Origin of the sequence: Bacillus weihaiensis (genome assembly GCF_001889165.1) — a bacterium.
GTDB lineage: Bacteria > Bacillota > Bacilli > Bacillales > Bacillaceae > Metabacillus > Metabacillus weihaiensis.
This window is the reverse complement of the sequence record NZ_CP016020.1, coordinates 4287996-4307920: the sequence shown is the minus strand read 5'-3', so window position 1 is coordinate 4307920 and position 19925 is coordinate 4287996. Positions and strand designations below refer to the sequence as shown.

The window sequence follows — 19925 nt, the reverse complement described above, 5'->3', positions numbered from 1 at the left end:
ATTTCATATCTTAATACGAAAAGTGACGGATGTAAATTTTTTTGTCTCGACTAATTAATAGTCGTACAAGTCTTTTTCATGAATAGACTAGTACAAGGTCTATATTCTATTTTTTTGGAGGTACATAATGAACGCATTTTTTAGTTATATGCTTCTTGGCATTTCACTCTCAGCACCGATCGGTCCCATTAATGCTGCACAATTAAACAAAGGAATTCATAATGGCTTTTTTCATGCATGGCTTGTAGGACTTGGGGCAATGTTCGCAGATGTTTTATTCATGCTTCTCATTTATTTTGGTGTCGCTCAATTTTTGACAACCCCATTTATGAAATCCTTTCTCTGGTTGTTTGGATTCTTTATCCTTATGTATACTGGATTTGAAAGTATTAAATCGGCAAAAAACACGTTACAACCAGGTATCACGATGAATGAATCCCGCGGTAAATCATTTCGGACAGGTTTTTTCATGGCGTTATCAAACCCACTTAACATTTTATTTTGGCTAGGTATTTATGGTTCTGTTTTAGCAAAAACGAGTGACACGTATAGTGATCTACAACTAATCATCTATAGTGGTGGAATATTTATTGGGATTTTAATTTGGGATGTTGTGATGGCAGGTATTGCAAGTACCTTTAAGAAATTCATGAGTACTCGTGCTCTTCAATTCATCTCTGTCTGTGCAGGACTTTGTTTAATTGGCTTTGGCCTGTACTTTGGATATGAGGCTTACAAATTTATTTTTCTTAAGTAAGAACTTTGAGCAAGACAGTCACCCATTTGACCTTCCTTTAATAGTGTAATGTGTAGAGAAGGAGGGACTCTTTGTGGGAGAACTTTTTGAGAAGATATGGTTCGACGAACATTTACAAACGCTTTCCGACTGGAAAAAAGATGCTTATGAATCCTTTTCAACAATCATCGCTGATAAGGATAATACGTACCCTTGTATACCAGGTCGCCAGGGGTTTTTAACAAATAATCTCCGCTTTAGCTTTGCCGGAGATCCACGTAAAGTTGATTCAGCAAAAGAACTTTCCCTTGCATTAAGAGAGTATGGAAAATGTTCTAGAGAAACCGGTAAATACGCATCACTTGTTACTTTTTTCGAGACACCTAAAGATTTACTTGATCAATTTGATGTAGAGGATTATCGTGAGTTATTTTGGAAGGTACTAAATCAAGTAACAGCATTTGATGAGAAAGAATGGCCAGAGGATATCCCAACAGACCCTACAGACCATAAGTGGGAATTTTGTTTCGACGGTGAGCCGTACTTTGCTTTTTGTGCAACACCAGCTCACGAAGTGCGAAGAAGTCGTCATTTTCCGTGTTTTTTGCTCGCCTTTCAGCCTAGATGGGTTTTTGAAGAAATCAATGATTCAACTGTGTTTGGACAGAAAATGAAGAAGTCAATCCGAAAGCGCCTTGTAGAATATGATGGAATGCCAGGACATCCTGACTTAAAATGGTACGGTCAAAGTGATAATCACGAATGGAAGCAGTACTTTTTAAGTGATAATGAAACAAGTCCTTCTAAATGTCCGTTTATGAGAATGCAACAGACGCTACCTAACTTTACTCAGAAATCATAATGTCACTTCTTATGAAAGTAAAGAGATTAGAGGCTGGGACAGAAGTGCCTGGCACCTTATCGTAACGACTATATGTACGCACTAATTTATCTAGTGCACACAATAGATTGTATCGAAGGGTGCCTGGCTCTTTGTTTTGTCCCAGCCTCTTTTCATTGTTAATCCGCCCTAAGTAAAGGTAACGTCATACAGCGGATTCCTCCGCCTCCCTTTTCCAGCTCTGTTACTTCTACTTCAATGAACTTCTTATTTTTTAACTTTGGATGCTCCTTTAGCATTTGCTTATGTGCTTTTTTACTCAAAAGAATGGTTTCCGGATTAAGATTAAAGAAATTAATATCAGGTATTGTATCGTATTCCGTTAGCCAATAGACTTCAAATCCGTGGCGCGTGAGAAACCTTTCTGTCATTTCAAATCTTGATGTATCCTTCGTGAGCACATTCACTGGGAAATAACGGAGATAGCTTTTTGCCACAAGTAAATCATTCCCGGCAACATTACAGTTCATATCTAAGTGAAGTGTATCAGAGCGTCTTGGTAAATCAATAATACCTATTTCTGAAAAACCCGCTTCGAATAGCTGATCCTTTACTCTCTCCACACTCTCTATACTTGATCTAATTCCTACATTTATAAATACAGCATCCTTATTTAAGATAAGGACATCTCCATACTCTAATGCTTTTACATCATTATTTTCACGTAGCTTAAAGACTTCATTTGAGAACCATTTTTCCATAATAGCATGAGATTGAACGTATTCAGGTCTTCTCATGGATATCCCAGCTTCTCCCGGTAAAAGAATTTCACCAAAAGCACAGGCAAGATCACGAACAAAGAATCGATTAATGAGCTGCTCACTCAATTGCCGATCACGTTCAGAAAGCTCCTCTGTATAGTCCAGAACCTTTATACCCTCGGCTTCAATCGCCACTTTCAATTCTGCATGATTTTCATGAGCAATCTCTTGATTAACAGGATTTCCCCACTGGACATTCTCAGCCGTCTTTAAGTCGGGAACATCTAGCTTAGAAGGAGGAGTAAGCATCACGACCTTTAATTCTCCGTGCTCTGACCAGCATTTTGGTTGAAAAGATAACATTCCGTTACCTCCCTTTCTTCATATATCTCCTTATAAGATAACCAGAAAGGACATAAACATGTACATTTCTTTAAAGTGTAGAGCACTAACCCATACCTCCACCAATTTATTACATACAGTGCTAGAAAGGGGGATTAATATGTGCTTACACTGTTATTCAAAAATAGAGTATTGTTGTTCATATAAGATTATTGACTGCTCATGCCGAAAACGAACATGCTGTTGTACAGAAAAGAAACATCATTGTGAATACTGCCATCATAAGAAAAACACATGCCATTGCAATCATTGCTTAGAAAAAGAAGGAACGTGCAGTTGTAGAAGAAAGCGAAAGACTTGCAGCTGTTGCTGTATGGGAAAACATTATGACTAATCGTACGAAAATGACTTGTTTTTCCTTCTATTAAAGTTTCTCACTCTACACTTGATATCATTTTAAAAAAACTATAAAGTATAGAAAACGATATAGAAGTGAGGAAAAAACATGATCCAACGAACTGTACTACTGAAATTTTCAGAATCCACAACAGCTGAACAGCTACAAGAGGTTATCACTCGCTTTACAGCTTTAAAAGATCAGTTATCCGGAATTATAGAAATTCACGCAGGACTTAATAAAGCAGAAAAGAGTAAAGAATACCAAGTAATCTTAATGGTGCGTTTTGCAGACCAAGCAGCGCTCGATGCTTACACAACAAACGAAGATCACCAAGCTGTTGCAGCGTTTATCCGCGAAGTAGGACGCGTTGATAGTATTGGAGTCGACATAGATCTCGACTAAATAAAGTGAAGATAAGGGTTCGGAATGGTTACCATCTGAACCTTTTTTAGATCCCCATTTCCTTTCCTTGGAGTTTCAAACCCTTGCCAAAAGGGGCGGACTTGATAATCGTGACAGCCTTTTCTCCCATTTTCATAAAACCGCCTCACTATCTACTCATACGACATGAATTTATTTCCACTCAATCTTTTTATAATTAAGTCGATAAAACGATGGTACTTACATTGATTTAAATAGAAGGAGAGGAAACGTAACATTGAAAACAAAGAAGGGTCGAAAAAAACCTCCATTCAGATTAAACAGCATAAAAACGAAGCTAATTGCGAACATGCTTTTCTTAGCTATAGTCCCTCTATTCCTATTGGGATATTTCTCTGTGAATTATGCGCAGGATATGATTAGGAAAGAAGTGAATGCTTCATCACTTCAGGTAACAAAGCAAGTCAGCTCTATTGTAGATCAGATGGTTAACGGAGTGACCAGTCAATTACATCTCCTTTCAAATAATATTAATTTCACAGAGTTTTATAGTGATCCTGAAAATGCTACGTACGGCTATTTTCTTTTAGAAGGAACCTCTCAATCAAGAGCAGATTATACAAACCTCTATTTTGGTTCTTCACAAAATGATTTATTAATTGCACCTAAATCTACCGTTTCGAGCGATTATAAACCAACAGAACAAGAATGGTATACAAAAGCCGTTAGCAATCCAAAACAAATGATTGTTAGCGATCCGAAGAGAAGTTCTTTCTCAACTAAGTTTGTTATCACCATTTCAAAAGCCGTCGTGAAAAGTAATAATGTAATTGGTGTTATAGCTATTGATTTAGATGTTGAAGAGTTAGCGCAAGGGATTAATGAGATTGTAATAGGAAACCATGGATATGTTGTGTTGATCGACACTAACGGAAACCTTATCACACATCCAAACGCAGAGCTTGTTGGAACAGATATTGTGACAACCTTACCGATTTGGGCAAAAATGCAAGAAAGCAAAGAGGGAATGGGTGACTATGTTTACAATGGTGCTTCGAAAACCTCCGTTTTTACAACGAATGAGCTGACAAACTGGCGTATTCTATCGACTTTAGAAGAAGATGAGTTTTCATCAAGAACAGCGACTATGGAAAAAGCGATCTTCCTATTGTTTGGTCTGTTTATAATCATCTCTACCGTCATTGCATTATTTATAAGTAATCGAACATCCAAAAACATTTTCACCATCATTCGATCCTTTAAAACGGCAGCTTCAGGCAATTTAACGACGAGAGTCGAGTTAAAAGCAAAAGATGAATTCCGTGAGCTAGAAACGCACTACAATGAAATGATGGAAAGTATTCAATCAGCATTAAAGACCGTAGAGTCCTCTTCACGCACGGTATTGAGAACATCTACTTCTCTCACATCAATGACAGAGGAAACAGCAACGTCAGTGGGACAGGTTGCTGCAGCTATAGGAGAAATAGCAGAAGGAACATCATCACAAGCTGAAAATGCAAAAGCGGGCTCAACCGAAATGAATGAGCTATCAAAAAATTTAGATTCCATAACGAATGCATCTGTTCAAATGAACGACCTTACTCTACAAACAACAGAGCTAGGCAACAAAGGATTGAAGCAGATCTCATTACTAACTGAAAAATCATATGAAACGAAAAACGCGTCAAAAGAAGTAGCTTCCGTCATTAAAGAAGTAGCTTCTCATATGTCCGAGATTAACGGATTCATTCAAACCATTTCACAAATAACGGATCAAACCAATTTATTATCGTTAAATGCAAGTATAGAAGCTGCCAGAGCAGGAGAGCACGGTAAAGGGTTTGCCGTTGTTGCAAATGAAGTACGTACTCTTGCAGACGAGTCAAGAAATGCAGCAGAGCATATTAAAGAAATCATCCAAACGATACAACAAGTCGTTAAAAAAGCAGTAGATGCAGTTGACGGGACAAAGCATGTTGTCATGGAACAAGATACAGCTGTTTCTGCAACAAAGGAAATATTTGATCAGATTTTAACTTCCTTACAAGAAGTTACTTTAAAGTCGGAAAAAGTGAAGGACGATGTAACTACTGGACACCAAAGTAAAGAAGTAATGCTTTCGGAAATGGACCAAATGTTACAAATCTCCGAATCAACAGCCGCTTCCACACAACAGGTCTCTGCTGCATCTGAGGAAATCTCTGCAACTATGGAGGAATTCACTCGCTTCGCTCAAGAGCTTCAAGAGATTTCAAAGGAACTAGAACAAGAAATCAGTAAATTTACGTTAGATCAATAAAGGTTAAGAAAGGAATCCGAAGAAAGGGTTCCTTTCTTCATATTCAAATTGCTGTTACCTACAAATTTTATTGCACGTCATTCACCTCAGGTTAATAGCCATAATAAATCACTTCTTGAAGTGGTTTAACATTCCTTGCAGAAGATTCCCCCCTCGAGATATTTATTTTACAGTTTGGTTTGATGAGAAAGCTGGTGGCGAGCTTGGCGCATAAGCACTTGCATCTAGCGAATTTAACCCTTGATTTATTCATCATATCGAAAATCAAAGTTATCTTTTTCTACATGTAAGGTTTTTTCCTGTATTTCGATAGTTTTCTGTCCCTTCCAACTAATCTGTAATGGACCATCTACAAAACTATAAAAACAGTTCTTTTTTTTAGGGTTTCATTATTCAAAACTTCAACTCTAACATTTTTGTAATCTATGAAACCGGTATAGTTATAGACTCTTGCGCTGTATTGCCCACCAGGAGATTCAAGTTCTTGAGATAAATATCCCTTTGGCAAGAAGGTAGGATTATACATCCAATTTAAAATGAAAGCTAAAGCCATACTACCAAAAACTGTTGTTGAAACAATTACCCACCGTTTGACGGTTTTCTTGCTTGTAACCCGATCCTTTATAGTCAAAATCAATAAGACCAGGAGTAAAATGACAAATACAACGATTGAAGTTAAACCAATTAAGAATACAGCATTAAATAGTGTGTTATTCATATGACCACCTCGTTTTAACTTACTAATTAAGATAATTATACACACAGCAGAGACAAATGAAATCATGACAAATTCATATCATGATCGATCTATCTCCCCATTTGTAATAGTTGTTGGACTCAATGCAAAGCATTATGAAAATTGATTAAAACACACCTATCTTTTTTACTATTCCTACTTACTATTAAGCAATTAAATCAAATGCATGGTCCAAATGAACATGTGAGTATTGATTACTAATTGAACGACGTCCATTTCTATGATGAGCTCTTATACCTATTAAACGAACAATAAGTGTAATGATTTATAACACGTTTTTTTCTTATGGAAGATGAATATAGTCCTTTTTCCTCCCGACTTGTATAGACAAATCATCGTATTCACCCCATTACCCATAGTATTCGACAGTATACAAGAGGATATATAAGAATGAATTAGCTAAACTCATGTTACCTTACTTGACACATCTCTCCTATGCCTTAGCATGTTATATGCACTTTGTACAAGATTAGTACATAAGTTACAATATTCTTCGTAGAATTCTTTTTTCATCATAGAATTTTTGAAAAAGTGATGAAACAACAAAATTAGTAGGTGTTGAGATGGAGGAGATAATTAAGCAGTTTATTCAGTATTTACAAAAAAAGGATCGAGAAGAAAGTACAGTGAAGATGTATGTTCAGGAAATAAGGCATTTTATAGGATGGATGGAATCCGATAACAAGCAACTGGCTAGCCTTACCGAAACTGATATTATCCAATTTAGAAATTTTCTCATACAAAAAAACATGAAGCCAGCCACCATTAACAAATCACTTTCCACTATAAGCTCTTTTCTAAAATGGGTAAAAGAAACATATCATTATGACCTTCACTTTCCAGTACAGATAAGACTCTCAAATCAAACTAGTGAACAAAAGCCCACTTGGATTACTCAAGCAGAACAATCAGAACTACTTCACATCCTAACTCTCGAAAAAAATCCTTTTCAAAAAGCACGTAATGAAGCAATTGTCTATCTCATGCTTTTTACCGGACTTCGAATTGAAGAAGTCTCTCAGCTCTTAATTAAACATGTTCATAACGATTATCTTTTTATTCAACATGGCGAAAACATAGACAGAAAAGTCCCAATATTAAGAAATTTAAGTAGAAAACTTACTGAATGGCTTGAGATACGTAATAGGATTAATAAGCAGGTTTATCATGAGAGTCCCTATTTATTCGTAACAAAACGCTCTGGCAAAATGCAGCCTCGAGCAATTCAGTATGTGATTGATGGCTATAACACTGAACTATCTTTCTCAGTAACAAGCCAGATTCTACGTCATACCTTCTGTCGCAGACTTGTTGAACAAGGATATACGGTCGAGCAGGTGAAAGAGCTTGCTGGTCACAAATCCATTGTGACGAGTTACAAATATTTTTAACAAACTATAGGGGGATTAACGAAATGAAAAAATTAGTAACCATATTTATTAGTAGTATTCTCATACTAAGTCTTGTTGCATGTAGCAGTGGTGGAGATGAAGCAGAATCAGGAAAAATTGTCATCTCTGGTAAGAAGTATACAGAGCAGGTAATCTTATCACATCTTATGGCAGAATATCTAAAAGCGAACACAGACATGGAAGTAGAAGTTAAAGAAGCACTTGGTGGAGTGTTTGTTCTACAGGAAGCAATGAAAAAAGGCGATATTGACATGTATGTTGAGTACACGGGTACAGGCTATTTGAATGTATTAAAAAATGAATATACTCCAGGTCAAAGCCCTGATGATATCTATAACGAAACTAAAGAAGGCTACGCTGATGAATTTAATGTCGCTTGGTTAGAACCACTTGGATTTAACAACACTTACGCTCTTGCTTTAAGAGGAGAGTTAGCTGATGAATTAGGATTACAAACATACTCCGATTTAATTGAAGCGGCACCTGAACTTTCATTTGGAGCAGACCCAGAATTCTTCGAACGTGGTGACGGATATGATGCCTTAGCTGATGCATATGGATACGAGTTTGGTGAAAAGAAAAACATTGATCCTGATCTACAGTATACGGCAGCAAAAGATGGAGAAATTGATGTCATTACTGCCTTTTCAACAGATGCTCGAATCTCTCAATATGATTTAACTGTTTTAGAAGATGACAAGGATTTCTTCCCACCATACTATGCAGCTCCAATTATTCGTCAAGAAGTATTAGACGCAAATCCTGAGCTAGCAGATAAAATAAATGAGCTAGCGGGCATTCTTTCGGACGACGAGATGAGAGAATTAAATGCAGAAGTAAATCTAGAGAAAAAACAACCAAAAGATGTAGCAATTGAATTCCTTCAATCTAAAGGAATGATCGAATAAGATCGGCATTACATTCAAAGAGAACATGAAAAGCTGTGTATCTATTTAAATGCACAGCTTTTCAAACCTTTTTTAAAGTGAGGAGAAATAGATGATTAAATTCGAAAACATCTCGAAAAAATACGACGATGGCTTTGTAGCCTTAAAAAATATTAATTTAGAAATAAATAAAGGGGAGCTTGTCACTTTAATCGGACCAAGTGGTTGTGGAAAAACAACCACAATGAGGATGATTAATCGTTTAACAGAGCCTACATCCGGTAAAATTTTTATCGAAGGCGAAGATATTTCTAAGATCAATCCTGTCCAACTTAGACGTAATATTGGTTATGTCATCCAACAAATTGGCCTTTTTCCTCATATGACGATAGAGCAAAATATCGCACTAGTTCCCCGATTAAATAAATGGGATCCAACAAAATACAGTAAGCGCGTTGATGAATTACTAGATTTAGTTGGGTTAGATCCTTCAACCTTTAAACATCGTTTTCCATCCGAACTAAGTGGTGGACAGCAGCAAAGGGTAGGGGTTATCCGTGCACTTGCTGCAGAACCAAATATTATTTTAATGGATGAACCTTTTAGTGCACTTGATCCAATCAGTAGAGAACAGCTCCAAGATGATATTGTAAGTCTCCAAGAGGAAATCCAAAAAACCATTGTGTTTGTTACCCATGATATGGATGAGGCTATTAAAATAGCAAATCGTATCGCCATTATGAAGGACGGGGAAATTATTCAATTAGATACACCTGATAAAATTTTAAGACGACCTGCTAATGATTTCGTTAAAGGCTTTATTGGGGAAGAACGCCTTAGCCAAGGAAACCCATCCATGCCAGCAGCAACTGATTTAATGCAACAGAAGGCTGTGACAACGACGCCTAAACGTGGTCTAGCAGAAGCATTCCGTCTCATGAAGGATAATCGAGTTGACAGCTTATTTATTACAGATAAAACCAAAGAATTACTAGGCTACGTCACCCTGAAAAAATTAAATGAAAACTATAAAAACGAAGATATGGTTGTTTCAGATATCATGGAAACCCCTACTAAATTGCTTGAGGTTGACGCAGTTGTAGCAGATGTTGCTGAAATTTTTCATGGGAGCGACATTGGAGCCATCCCAGTTGTTGAAAAGAATAAATTAGTAGGAATTATTACCCGTTCTAGCATGATGCGCGGATTAGCAGAATGGAATCAAACTGACGGGGGGAATGAATAATGAACGATCTTATTCAAACATTTGTCGATAGAAAAGAAGATATACTCATAGCATTCCAGGAGCATATTCTCTTAGCTGGTGTTGCGATGGTAATTGCTATTCTAATTGCTGTACCACTTGGAATCCTTCTGACACGCTATAAAAAGCTCGCAGAACCAATTATCGGTATTACAGCCATTATTCAAACTGTTCCAAGCTTAGCGTTACTAGGCTTCATGCTTCCGATATTCGGAATTGGAAAAGGACCTGCCATTATCGCCCTTACTCTATACGCGTTACTTCCAATTCTACGTAACACCTACACTGGTATTCTAGGAGTCGATCCTTCATTAGTAGATGCTGGAAAAGGTATGGGGATGACTTCAAGACAAATTCTATTCATGGTCGAGCTTCCATTAACACTTCCAATTCTTATGGCCGGAATCCGCACAGCAACCGTACTAACAATTGGAGTTGCGGCACTTGCTACATTCATCGGTGCAGGTGGACTTGGTGATTTAATCACTCGTGGATTAAACGTCATGGATAAAAACCTCATACTTGCAGGTGCTATCCCAGCAGCTATCTTAGCCATTGCCTTTGATACAGGACTACGTAAATTAGAAGACAAAGTTACACCTAAAGGTTTAAAACAATAATAAACAAAAACTGGAAGTAAGGCAGATGATCGACGCCCATAGCCAGAAACACTAAAAAACCCTTCGCTATCTTAAGCGGAGGGTTTTGTTTTTTCTACATAATGTTTAGCTGCCGTTCTGTTTTTCACATACTCTAACAGCTGTTGGCATTGTGGAATCGAGTAACCTAATATAGGCCCTAAACCAAAGGCAATCAACACTGTTCCTATTCCAACCGGACCACCTAATAACCAGCCCAGGAGAAAAACAGTAATTTCAATCCCGTTTCTTACCCATTTTATACTCCATCCCGTCTTCTCAACAATAACTAACATAATACTATCTCTAGGACCTGCACCAAAATTAGCTGATACATATAATCCGATCCCAATCCCAATGAAAAAAACGCCCAATATAAAGACCAGGATAATACCCATAAAGCTTTCCACACTCGGAAGCAACCAATTAAAAAAATCAATAAACAAACCAAGCAACAGCATATTAAGAAACGCACCAAATTTAGGAATAGTTCTCGTAAACAAAGAACTAACAAATAATAAAATAAATCCAACTATGATGGACCAAGAACCAATCGATAATCCCACTTGAATAAAAAGCCCATAATGAAAAACATCCCACGGTCCAATCCCTAGTTCTTTCCCCACTATCGTTAACGAGATACCAAAGGCTAAAACAATTAATCCAAAAATAAAAAAGAACCATCTAAGAACATTTTCCCTTGTCATATCTGCCCCTTCTCTCATCTCTTCATTTTCATTCGAACGAACATAAAAATCTTATTCTACTATAACATGGGATACGAGCAGATTTGGTAATTCTATTTATTCTGAAAGATTAGGAGTGGAGGGTGGCGTGGGGTGTGGGTGTAGGTTTATGCCGGGGGAGCGGGATGAATCATCATTTCATATCACGCAAATTGTGGCTCAGTGATGTTGACACCTGCTTTTTTGAGCACTAATCTCATTTTTGGAGTTCAATTGTTGTTTTTTGATGTATTTTCTCACCATTTCAGGTGGAAATTGGTGTTTTTTCTTCAGACTTTGGGGGATCTCTGATTTCTTGAGACTTTTTTGGGTAATTTGGTTTGTGATCGACTTCTCATCAGGCTCTATCCGCGATTATTGGGCTCCTATCCGCGATTCGACACGCCTTATCCGCGATTATCGGACCTCTATCCGCGATTCTGCACGTCCTTTCCGTGATTATCCGGTCTCTATCCGCGATTCGGGTTAGTCCGACAAATTTCGCATCTACACGATCTCATTTAGTTTGACCATTTTTCTCAGAGCTCTTACTGAGTTTTAGTGTTGATCTCTGTTCTTAAGCACTAACCTCATTTTTGGAGTTCAATTCTTGTTTTTGATGTATTTTCTCAGCATTTCAGGTGGGAATTGGTGTTTTTTCTTCAGACTTTGGGGGGGACCTCTGATTTCTTGAGACTTTTTTGGTAATTTGGGTTGTGATCGACTATCTCATCAGGCTCTATCCGCGATTATTGGGCTCCTATCCGCGATTCGACACGCCTTATCCGCGATTATCGGACCTCTATCCGCGATTCTGCACGTCCTTTCCGCGATTATCCGGTCTCTATCCGCGATTCGGGTTATTCCGACAAATTTCGCACACACTGCAACTACCACTGCACACACTTCGACTACCACTACCACCTCAGCACACCAGATCTCAAGTTCACCCCAACCCATGTCCGACCTCTATAACCAATTTTACACGTTTCCTTAGGTATGCGCCTTTTTCCCCTAAATTATCCAATCCTGCACTCCACCTCCCTGCCTCATACACCCACAAAAAAGAGGGAAACAACCCAACTCCTAGGTTATTCCCCTTCTTCTCTTCTATTATATACTCACACCCCTGGGAACCAGCCTGGTGTGTGGATGATTACATTCCATAATGGATCTGGAATCACTAATTCTTCTTGCTTTTCCTTGTTTATTTCTGTAACGATGTCAGATTCTTTGCCGTCAGCTAGTTTTTGAACCCAATCAGGATCGATGATGAGTTCACGTCCGAGTGCTAATAATGGAACTCCTGATTCGAAAGCTTCATGTGCGTCATCTGCTGTATAGATAGAGCCAACTCCAATAAGAGGAATTCGGTCACCGATTGTTTCCTGTAAATAAGCAATACGTGATTTTTCTAGATCCTCTACACCTCTTCTTGGTTTAGAGTAAAACTCAAATAAAGAAACATGTAGATAATCTAATTCTTTATCTGCTAATGCATCAACTAGCTTTAATGTTTCGTCCATTGTAATACCTGGCGTTTCTGGTTCTTCAGGAGAGAAACGGTAGCCTACTAGAAATGGAGATGTAGCATATTCTTTCACGACACTTGTTACTTTGTCTACAATGGCTAGTGGGAAGGCCATTCTCTTGTCAAGACTTCCACCAAAACGATCACTTCGCGTGTTGGAGTGTGGAGAGAAAAACTGTTGAATAAGGTATCCATTTGCTCCATGAATTTCAACTCCATCAAAGCCAGCTTCAATTGCACGTCTCGTTGTTTCACCGAACGCTTCAATGATTTCTTCAATCTCTGTTTCTGTTAAAGGTCTTGGTTTTACATCAGGTTGTTCTGTTGACACTCCGCCATTTTCTGCTGGAACATCACTTGCTCCAACGATTTCTCCATTCGGAACAAGCTCTGGAGGACACATTCTACCACCATGGAAAATTTGTAGAACCGCTTTTGCACCTTGCGCTTTAATCGAACGTGCTAACTTCGTTAAGCTAGGAATCATTTCATCATTATCAGCTCCGAATTCACCGTGGAACCCTTTTCCATTTGCCGTCACATATGTACAAGCTGTAATAACCATGCTTACACCTTTAGAACGACGCTCATAATAGCTTACTTCTGCCTCTGTAACAGTCCCATCCTGATTAGAAGAAAAGTTAGTCATAGGCGCCATCACAATTCTATTTTTTAACTCTATTCCGTTTTTAAATGTATATGGTGTTAATAAATCTTGATATTTCTGATTCATCGTATTCCTCCTTCATCCTACTATCGTCATCTTATCTGACTCAAGTAAGTTCTGTACATTGATATGCTTACCTAATGTGCTAAAGCTTATCAATGTACAGAAAGAATATAACGGAGGAGGATACCGCACAAAAACTACGTGCATATAAAAATCCACATGTGTATTCGACAGTTAGATTAAAATAGTAGACGCTTAATAGAAACGGATGCCTTTCAATTAGGCCTTTGCGTCTTATTGTATGGTATTGATCACGAATCTGCATGTGAAGTCGCTATTGTCGGTAACCCCACTTAAATTGACGAGGAGAAGCATTTTTAACATGCTAATTTAGATTCACTTCAAAAAGCTTGCTCATCCTGGTATGTAACTGTTTTATCTTTATTTCCCGGGAAAAATCGACATAGTCTCTATAGAATTGTACTTTTTCCGACATTAATCCCATTTTTTCTCGAGAGTTTTTCACTTAAGCCCTTCCTGCCCATAGCTAAAAAACGACAAAATCCTACTCTATTGAACCGAGCAAGTTTCCTATTTTTCTACTTTTCGTCATCTTTTTTTAAAGGCTTCCGCATTAAATAGAGCCACATTACACCATATGTCAGAAACAATAAAGATAAGAAGGTTGGGACTGAGAATAATTCCTGAATTAAAACCAAACGTGAACACTCCTTTTTATTTTAGACTGTCCAAGGGGAATGGGAAAAATAAGTAAAAGATGATGGCTATTGGGACAGCTGCAATAATGGCTATGAGTGGTTTGCGGTAATGAACATATAAAATAGTAAATAAGATGGTGTTGAGGATAATATTGAACCAGCTGTTCCATCCATGTCCGTAAACATACATTTCTTTATGTGCGAATAAAGCCTCGATAATTGTATAGAATGCCACCCAAACCGAAATATAAATTAGTTGATTTTTTCTTTGAGTAGGAAACCGTTGTAAGTAAATGATTAAGCCTATAGGACATATAAAAAACGTAAATGCCGTATTAATAATAGAGTGGTTTAACCACTCCGCTGTTATGCCTCTGAAGGCCCATAGGGTATGGTTATAATAGAAATAATTATAGGCAAAGTTTATTGCGATAAAGAAGAGAATGGTTGGGTATTGTTTTGATACTTGAGACCAGTCAACAAATTTGTAAGCAAAGAGAATCCACACAATGATAACGAGTAATAAGTACATTAAGACACCTCTCCCTAATTTCTCACTTCATCCTTGCCCTCTTTTTTTAAAAATATACATAACCTTAACAAATAGCATTTATCCCATAGAAAAAAAGCCTCCAATAACAGAAGACTTTACACCTATTTCTTATTGAAATTCATATTTACTTATCCTTCACGTTTTTCCTTTTGACCTAGTACATAATAGACATCCTGTTTACCACTGATGATATGGGAAGGAGCTTCTTGACCGCGTTTAGCCTTGTGACCTGCAAGATGAGCATCACTTGTTTCCCAAGCCTTCCAAGCTTCTTCTGATTCCCAACGGATCAGGATGAGGATTTCTTCATCGCCTCTACGCTGTTTTTTATGTAAAATACTTAAATCAATAAATCCTGGTTGTTCTTCGATGATACCCTCACCTGAAAAACGCTCTACCATTTTATCAGCATTACCCTCTGTGACTGTCATCGTTTTTAATTGTACGAACATACAAATCCCTCCAACAAATTATTTCCTATATCAACCATTATAAATGGTAATGAGAATCAATTTCAATTGTTTTTTGTAAGACGATAAATAAAAAACGACCTCCAAAGTAGAAGTCGTTCAATATTTCTATTAACTTACATACCTGTTTTGATTTCCTTCATCTTTAACCTTTGATTGCTGATAAAAATGTGTGAAATAATCGTTTGTTTCAGATACAATAATTTTCCACAATAACAATAAAGCAATTAGGTTTGGAATCATCATTAAGGCGTTGGCCATATCAGCAAAAGCCCAAACCGTTGCTAGGTTTGCAACTGTTCCAATACCACAAGCTGCAATATACACGAAACGATATCCTGCAATTCCTCTAGAGCCTGCAATGTATTCAAAGCATTTTTCCCCATAAACATACCATCCTACAATGGTTGAAAATCCAAAGAAAATAACAGAAAGAGAAACGATGTATTCCCCAGCTAGTCCAAGTACAGAACCGAATGCTGCACTTGTTAACGCCCCACCTTCTAATGATGCATTATGAGTTACACCTGAAATCAAACCACCTGATGGGTCCCAAAAGCCTGTAATTAATAATGTGATACCTGTCATCGTACAAACAACAATTGTGACAATAAATGTTCCTGTCATTGCAACAAGAGCTTGTTTAACAGGATGATCTGCGCGAGCATTTCCTGCGATTAATGCTGCTGTACCAAGACCTGCTTCATTTGAAAAGATTCCACGTGAAACCCCATTACGAATCGCTTCCGATACAACTATGCCTACAAATCCACCAGCTGCAGATACAGGATTAAATGCGTATTGAAAGATTAATTCGAATGCTGGAAGAATCATGTCGTAATTCAGTATTAGAATGAGAAGAGCTCCTCCCATATAAAGAAACGCCATAATCGGAACAAAGAAACTAGCGACAGTACTTATTCGCTGGATACCTCCAAAGATAATGACACTTACAAGAACAATTAACACAACACCTGTTACCCAATTCGGCATTCCGAAGCTATTACTCGTAACATCTGCAATGGTATTAGATTGAACACTGTTCCCAATACCTAATGCTGCGAAAGCACCAAACAAAGCAAAAGCAATAGCTAGGAATTTGAATTTCTTTCCGAGCCCTTTTTCAATATAATACATTGGCCCACTTGAATATTCCCCCTTATCATTCTTCACACGGTATTTAACAGCAAGTAGAGCCTCCCCATATTTCGTTGCCATTCCTAATAACCCAACAATCCACATCCAAAAGATAGCACCAGGTCCACCTAACGTTATCGCTGTAGCCACCCCGGCAATATTTCCGTTTCCGATCGTTGCAGCAAGTGCCGTCATCAATGCTTTAAAGTGACTTACATCCCCTTCAGCTGCTGCATCTTGACTGTCTTCTTTCCCAAATCCGATTTTAAATGCATAGAAAAGGCGTCGAAATTGTAGCCCTCTTAAAGCAATGGTTAAAAACAAACCTGTCCCGAATAATAGAATTAAACTTGGTGGTCCCCATAGGACACCGTTTATTTTTCCTAACAAATCTAATATATCCATTCTCCCACCCCTAAAAAGATAGCGCTTTCAATTTATGTATGTTGCTATTTTAACATAATAGTTAATCCTATTGTTTGTGAAGGATTACAAATTGTTAACGATTCCTTTGTGTAACTTACACAATTTCTTATATACTACAATATAAAAATTTCACATAAAATCTACTTTTATTTATAGCTCGACAGTTAGCTATGGACGTACGTATACGTGTGAATAAGATCAAGTAATGGCTACCTTACCAATTGGATACGCAGATGGTTTACCCCGCGCGTTTTCTTCTAAAGAAACCGTTCAAAGAGGTGGAGAAAAAGCTCCAATTATAGGAAGTATTTGTATGGATTAAACCATGATTAATGTTACATGTAGTAAAAAACTACAAGTGGGGGACATCGTAGAGTTTCCAGTCGGTGAAATGGCTGGCATTCGCTAACGCGATAAATTATATAATCGTTTATGGTATCAGTAAACGAGTCTCAAAGTATTATAGAAGAAAGCAGAATTAAAGAGAGGATTGCTCCTCTCTTCTATCTTACATCATTATATTTCGGTCCCAATGACGATGAGTAGTTATCGATTGAATTAACTTCTCTACAAACTGCTCTGATTGATCATCGTCGGCAACTACCACACCGGCCTCGTTCAGCATTTCTTCTGAATTCAGATATGCTTTTCCTTCTTTTGATAAGCCAATAGGTTTATAGTGGGCATATGCCTCGTGAATAAAGGCTTTTGCCTGTTGTATAAACGATTTGTTTTCCTTAGAGCCTCCAACAGCGTATACTGCATCAAATAAAACAGAATCAGCCGTTAAAAATGTGTGTTGAACCTCCAATTCGGTTCCGTCTGCACCCTTTAATACACCAAATCTGCTACTAACCACCTCTGGTTGTATCCCTACTTCAGACAGTACGTCTAGTACCCTCTTAACCTCTTTACTACTAAATTCTTGATCTACTAGAACAGCAACTTTACGAGTTTTCGGGCTTTTCGTGGAGTTTTCTTGGCTTAAGGCCGGTGAAGACTTCGTTACACCGCTACCTCTCACTTCCGGCGGAGTTACCCCAATTTCTTTTGCAAAGCCTGAAGCGAGCTCTGGGCTTACATGAGCAAACATCTCTACAACCTGCTCTCTTACAGATTGACTTTGCACTTTACCAAGCTCAAAGCTAAATGCTTGAATAATATGTTCCTTTTCAGGCTGACTCATACTATTCCAAAACAGAGTTGCTTGAGAGAAATGGTCTTTAAAGCTTTCACTTCGCGCTCTCACCTTATGCCCTTCGACTTTCTCTTGATAGTGAACATACCCGCCTTCTTTTTCACTTGCAGGCTCTGGCGTATTATTCGCTAGTGAATTCTTATGATAGCTTACTTGACCACGATTAATGGTATGGCGCCCATAGCCATCTCGTTGGTTATTAAAGAATGGGCATACCGGGCGATTAATTGGCAATTCATGAAAATTCGGGCCACCAAGTCGAATTAGCTGTGTGTCTGTATAAGAGAACAATCTTCCTTGTAGTAACGGGTCATTCGTAAAGTCAATGCCTGGCACCACATGTCCTGGGTGAAATGCAACCTGCTCTGTTTCTGCAAACACATTATCAACATTACGATTAAGTGTCATTTTACCGATGAGCTTAACCGGAATATCTTCCTCAGGCCAAAGCTTTGTTGGATCTAATAAATCAAAGTCAAATTTAAACTCATCTTCTTCTGGTACAATCTGAACGCCAAGCTCGTACTCAGGATAATCACCATTTTCAATACATTCCCATAAGTCACGTCTATGGAAATCAGGGTCTTTCCCATTAATCTTCTGTGCTTCATCCCATACTACTGAATGCGTTCCGAGCACTGGCTTCCAATGGAACTTTACAAAGTATGAATTTCCTTGTTCATTAACGAAACGGAACGTATGAACACCAAAGCCCTCCATCATGCGGAAGCTTCTTGGAATAGCTCGATCTGACATTGTCCACATGACCATATGAGCTGATTCTTGGTTATTGGCAACAAAATCCCAAAAAGTATCATGAGCAGAGGCTGCCTGTGGAATTTCATTATGTGGCTCAGGCTTTACAGCATGAATTAAATCTGGAAATTTAATGGCATCCTGTATAAAAAAGACCGGTATATTGTTTCCTACTAAATCATAGTTTCCTTCTTCTGTATAAAATTTTGTAGCGAACCCGCGGGCATCCCTTGCTAGTTCACCAGATCCCTTTGACCCGGCTACAGTTGAAAATCGAACAAATACTGGTGTTTTTTTAGATGGATCCTGTAAAAAACCAGCTTTCGTATATTCTTTCATTGATTCATATACTTGGAATTCTCCATGTGCGGCAAAACCACGGGCATGAACAATACGCTCAGGAATTCGTTCATGATCAAAATGCGTCATCTTTTCACGAAAATGAAAATCCTCTAATAGAGTAGGACCTCGCTCACCTGCTTTGAGTGAAAACTCATCCTCAGCTACCTTTAACCCTTGATTAGTCGTAAGCTTTTTCCCTTGATCTTCTACTGTATATTCTTCAAGCTGCTGTTTTTTCTGGTTAGTTTCATGCTTGTTATTATCTGGCATATCTAGTTCCTCCTCAAAGTTTATGGGTATGTAAAATCAAACAGTTCTTAAACTATTACCCACAATAGAAGATCACAAACGGGACTTTTGTCGTTTTTTTGGGATTGGCCTGGCATTCGAGGAGAGAATGCACACCTACCCGAAAGAGTAGCATAAAATGGGCGAAAGAACAGGTATACCATAATTCAGATGATCTAGATCCTAGGTTATCATGCATGAGGAACGCAAAAAATATCTGTCTACAACAAGCTTAAGACAATTTTGACTACTACTTTCCCTTACTACTGAACTTGAGGCAATCTAAAAACGTGACATCAGATGCTGAAGCTGAATTTTTCGAAGCGCTTATACACAATCAATACATTTTATCGATTTCTATGAAATTAAAAAAACCGCCTAACACACTC

Annotated in this window: 19 protein-coding genes and 1 pseudogene; 11 read left to right on the top strand and 9 right to left on the bottom strand. The window is 38.0% G+C overall.

What is annotated here, in order from left to right:
- The first annotated feature begins 127 nt into the window (after positions 1–127).
- Together A9C19_RS20875 and A9C19_RS20870 are read left to right on the top strand one after the other, a co-directional pair.
- Positions 128–757: a LysE family translocator gene (locus tag A9C19_RS20875; RefSeq protein WP_072581655.1), complete on the top strand. Its 630-nt coding sequence runs from the start codon at positions 128–130 to the stop codon at positions 755–757.
- Positions 758–830: 73 nt separating this feature from the next.
- A complete protein-coding gene (locus A9C19_RS20870; protein WP_072581654.1) occupies positions 831–1598 on the top strand; it encodes a YqcI/YcgG family protein in 768 nt (255 codons plus the stop codon).
- Between the two features lie 158 nt (positions 1599–1756).
- On the opposite strand, the gene A9C19_RS20865 is transcribed toward A9C19_RS20870, so the two are convergent.
- Complete coding sequence (locus A9C19_RS20865; RefSeq protein ID WP_072581653.1) at positions 1757–2701, bottom strand: arginine deiminase family protein; 945 nt, start codon at positions 2699–2701, stop codon at positions 1757–1759.
- A 484-nt stretch (positions 2702–3185) separates the two neighbouring features.
- Here A9C19_RS20865 and A9C19_RS20860 point away from each other — a divergent pair, with 484 nt between their 5' ends.
- The 3 genes and pseudogenes from A9C19_RS20860 (at position 3186) to A9C19_RS22870 (ending at position 5763) form a co-directional block, all read left to right on the top strand.
- The gene (locus tag A9C19_RS20860) at positions 3186–3482 is read left to right on the top strand and encodes a Dabb family protein (RefSeq protein WP_072581652.1); all 297 of its coding nucleotides are present in this window, start codon (positions 3186–3188) and stop codon (positions 3480–3482) included.
- 328 nt (positions 3483–3810) lie between these two features.
- Positions 3811–4815, top strand: a pseudogene (locus tag A9C19_RS22875) (cache domain-containing protein); the annotation flags it as partial.
- Complete coding sequence (locus A9C19_RS22870; RefSeq protein WP_420835851.1) at positions 4810–5763, top strand: methyl-accepting chemotaxis protein; 954 nt, start codon at positions 4810–4812, stop codon at positions 5761–5763. The pseudogene A9C19_RS22875 and the gene A9C19_RS22870, both read left to right, overlap by 6 nt.
- A gap of 245 nt (positions 5764–6008) precedes the next feature.
- Here the strand turns inward: A9C19_RS22870 and A9C19_RS22865 are convergent, their stop codons facing one another.
- Positions 6009–6098, bottom strand: a complete 90-nt coding sequence (locus A9C19_RS22865) for a hypothetical protein (RefSeq protein WP_420835850.1) — start codon at positions 6096–6098, stop codon at positions 6009–6011.
- 14 nt (positions 6099–6112) lie between these two features.
- Positions 6113–6481, bottom strand: a complete 369-nt coding sequence (locus A9C19_RS20850; protein ID WP_072581650.1) for a hypothetical protein — start codon at positions 6479–6481, stop codon at positions 6113–6115.
- Positions 6482–7083: 602 nt separating this feature from the next.
- On the opposite strand from A9C19_RS20850, the gene A9C19_RS20845 reads away from it, so the two are divergent.
- The 4 genes from A9C19_RS20845 to A9C19_RS20830 all read left to right on the top strand — a co-directional run bounded on the left by A9C19_RS20845 (position 7084) and on the right by A9C19_RS20830 (position 10703).
- Positions 7084–7911 (top strand): tyrosine-type recombinase/integrase, encoded by an 828-nt coding sequence (locus A9C19_RS20845; RefSeq protein ID WP_072581649.1) that lies wholly within the window; start codon positions 7084–7086, stop codon positions 7909–7911.
- 23 nt (positions 7912–7934) lie between these two features.
- Entirely contained in the window at positions 7935–8840 is a 906-nt protein-coding gene (locus A9C19_RS20840; protein ID WP_072581648.1) for a glycine betaine ABC transporter substrate-binding protein, read from the top strand.
- 91 nt (positions 8841–8931) lie between these two features.
- On the top strand, positions 8932–10065 hold the full coding sequence (locus tag A9C19_RS20835; protein WP_072581647.1) for an ABC transporter ATP-binding protein: 1134 nt from the start codon (positions 8932–8934) through the stop codon (positions 10063–10065).
- The gene (locus tag A9C19_RS20830; protein WP_072581646.1) at positions 10065–10703 is read left to right on the top strand and encodes an ABC transporter permease; all 639 of its coding nucleotides are present in this window, start codon (positions 10065–10067) and stop codon (positions 10701–10703) included. Before A9C19_RS20835 ends, A9C19_RS20830 begins: the two co-directional genes overlap by 1 nt.
- 71 nt (positions 10704–10774) lie before the next feature.
- Here the strand turns inward: A9C19_RS20830 and A9C19_RS20825 are convergent, their stop codons facing one another.
- Entirely contained in the window at positions 10775–11428 is a 654-nt protein-coding gene (locus A9C19_RS20825) for a YczE/YyaS/YitT family protein (protein ID WP_072581645.1), read from the bottom strand.
- A 727-nt stretch (positions 11429–12155) separates the two neighbouring features.
- On the opposite strand from A9C19_RS20825, the gene A9C19_RS21595 reads away from it, so the two are divergent.
- Positions 12156–12443: a hypothetical protein gene (locus A9C19_RS21595; protein WP_145925823.1), complete on the top strand. Its 288-nt coding sequence runs from the start codon at positions 12156–12158 to the stop codon at positions 12441–12443.
- A gap of 124 nt (positions 12444–12567) precedes the next feature.
- On the opposite strand, the gene A9C19_RS20815 is transcribed toward A9C19_RS21595, so the two are convergent.
- The 4 genes from A9C19_RS20815 to A9C19_RS20800 form a co-directional block, all read right to left on the bottom strand.
- Positions 12568–13710: an NADH-dependent flavin oxidoreductase gene (locus A9C19_RS20815; protein ID WP_072581643.1), complete on the bottom strand. Its 1143-nt coding sequence runs from the start codon at positions 13708–13710 to the stop codon at positions 12568–12570.
- Between the two features lie 672 nt (positions 13711–14382).
- Entirely contained in the window at positions 14383–14898 is a 516-nt protein-coding gene (locus A9C19_RS20810; protein WP_072581642.1) for a CBO0543 family protein, read from the bottom strand.
- Between the two features lie 149 nt (positions 14899–15047).
- Entirely contained in the window at positions 15048–15371 is a 324-nt protein-coding gene (locus A9C19_RS20805; RefSeq protein WP_072581641.1) for an antibiotic biosynthesis monooxygenase family protein, read from the bottom strand.
- A gap of 129 nt (positions 15372–15500) precedes the next feature.
- Complete coding sequence (locus A9C19_RS20800) at positions 15501–16931, bottom strand: alanine/glycine:cation symporter family protein (RefSeq protein WP_072581640.1); 1431 nt, start codon at positions 16929–16931, stop codon at positions 15501–15503.
- Between the two features lie 226 nt (positions 16932–17157).
- Between A9C19_RS20800 and A9C19_RS22605 the strand changes: the two genes are divergently transcribed.
- On the top strand, positions 17158–17274 hold the full coding sequence (locus tag A9C19_RS22605; RefSeq protein ID WP_072581639.1) for an alanine racemase C-terminal domain-containing protein: 117 nt from the start codon (positions 17158–17160) through the stop codon (positions 17272–17274).
- A 186-nt stretch (positions 17275–17460) separates the two neighbouring features.
- Here A9C19_RS22605 and A9C19_RS20790 read toward each other — a convergent pair whose 3' ends face one another.
- Complete coding sequence (locus tag A9C19_RS20790) at positions 17461–19518, bottom strand: catalase (RefSeq protein WP_072581638.1); 2058 nt, start codon at positions 19516–19518, stop codon at positions 17461–17463.
- Between the last annotated feature and the right edge of the window lie 407 nt (positions 19519–19925).